2 protein-coding genes are annotated in these 1,225 nt (G+C 67.5%); one reads left to right on the forward strand and one right to left on the reverse strand.

Features of this window, described 5'->3' with window-relative positions; translation table 11 throughout:
- Window positions 1-304 (forward strand): integrase core domain-containing protein (locus EAO72_RS40955; RefSeq protein ID WP_148022468.1); only part of this gene is annotated, 304 nt, incomplete at its 5' end.
- A gap of 135 nt (window positions 305-439) precedes the next feature.
- On the opposite strand, the gene EAO72_RS40960 is transcribed toward EAO72_RS40955, so the two are convergent.
- Window positions 440-1,120: a response regulator transcription factor gene (locus EAO72_RS40960; protein WP_148022469.1), complete on the reverse strand. Its 681-nt coding sequence runs from the start codon at window positions 1,118-1,120 to the stop codon at window positions 440-442.
- Between the last annotated feature and the right edge of the window lie 105 nt (window positions 1,121-1,225).

Raw genomic sequence — 1,225 nt, forward strand, 5'->3', positions numbered from 1 at the left:
ACGGGTCCTGACCGACAACGGCGCCTGCTACAAGTCCTACCTCTGGCGAGAGACCCTGACGGCGGCCGGGATCACCCACAAGCGAACCCGGCCCTACCGGCCACAGACCAACGGCAAGGTCGAACGCCTCAACCGCACCCTGCTCGACGAATGGGCCTACGCAAAGCCCTACCGATCAGAACACGAACGACGCGACGCCTTCCCCCACTGGCTCCACTCCTACAATCACCACCGCGGCCACACCGCGCTCGCCGGCAAACCACCCGCCAGCCGCGTCCCCAACCTCACAGGGCAATACAACTAGGCCGTGTATCGAGAATGGATCTCGGCTTACAGAGGCATCGGGTCTGATTGGGTTCGCGCTGCCGCGAACTCCCGGATCGCACGGGTTCATTGGACGTGCCGACCATCAGTCGTCGGATGATCGTCGGACGACATTTCAGCGTCGGGGTGGGCGGGGCTGGATGAGGCCGGTCTGGTAGGCGATGACGACGAGCTGGGCTCGGTCGCGGGCGTGGAGTTTGGCCATGGCGTGGTGGATGTGGGTGCGCACGGTCAGGGGGCTGAGGTGGAGTTGGCCGGCGATTTCGGTGTTGGTGAGCCCTTCGGCGGCCAGTGCCATGGCTTCGCGTTCGCGGGTGGTGAGGGCAGCCAGGCTCGTTCGGGCTACGGGGTGGGTGCCGGGCTGGGGGGTGGCGAGGAAGCGGGTGATGAGGTTGCGGGTTGCTTGGGGGGAGAGGAGTGCTTCGCCGGCGACGACGGTGCGGATGCCGTGGAGGAGTCCTTCGGCGCCGACGTCCTTGCCGAGGAAGCCGCCGGCTCCGGCGTGCAGGGCGCGGGCGACGTGTTCTTCGGTGTCGAAGGTGGTGAGGATGAGGATGTGGGTGCCTGCGAGGTCGGGGTCGGCGCTGATGGCGGTGGTCGCGTCGAGGCCGTCGGTGCCCGGCATGCGGATGTCCATGACGACGATGTCGGGGCGGTGTCTGCGGGCCTGCGCGATGGCCTCGTCGCCATCGGCGGCTTCGGCGACGACTTCCATGTCGGGCCGGGAGTCGATGAGGATGCGGAAGGTTTCCCGTAGCAGGGCCTGGTCGTCGGCGAGCAGGACGCGGATGGTCATGGGGTGCTGTCCTCGCGGGCACTTCTGGGCCGGCCCTGACGGCGAGGTGCAGACTGAGGTGGTCGGTGCTGAATTCGACTCGGTCTCAGGAGGCGTAGCCCGAGG

The organism is Streptomyces sp. OR43 (assembly GCF_008042275.1).
Classification (GTDB): Bacteria; Actinomycetota; Actinomycetes; order Streptomycetales; family Streptomycetaceae; genus Streptomyces.